The organism is Pseudomonas parasichuanensis (assembly GCF_021601385.1).
Taxonomy (GTDB): domain Bacteria; phylum Pseudomonadota; class Gammaproteobacteria; order Pseudomonadales; family Pseudomonadaceae; genus Aquipseudomonas; species Aquipseudomonas parasichuanensis.
Window position 1 is genome coordinate 1 of record NZ_BQHO01000122.1, and the last position, 241, is coordinate 241.

Below are 241 nucleotides of genomic sequence, written 5' to 3' on the forward strand. Positions count from 1 at the left end.
CCTTCGAGAATCTGGAACTGGGTGGCAACGCCACCGTACAGATCACCGACACCACCAGCGAAGTCGTCGCGACCCTGTCGGCGGACAAAACTACCGTCAGCGAAGGCGGCCAGGTCACCTACACCGTCACCCTGACCAACGCCCAGGGCCTGTCGGTCACTGGCCACAACGGCCTGACCTTCACCCTGACCGACGGCACCAAAGTCACCGTTCCAGCGGGCAGCGCCTCTGGCACCTTCAC

General features: G+C 63.9%; 1 protein-coding gene. It reads left to right on the plus strand.

The genetic code is table 11. From position 1 onward, the window contains the following. Positions 1–241, plus strand: a 241-nt coding sequence (locus tag L6D77_RS27210; RefSeq protein ID WP_236170248.1) for an immunoglobulin-like domain-containing protein, incomplete at both ends; no start/stop codon positions are given.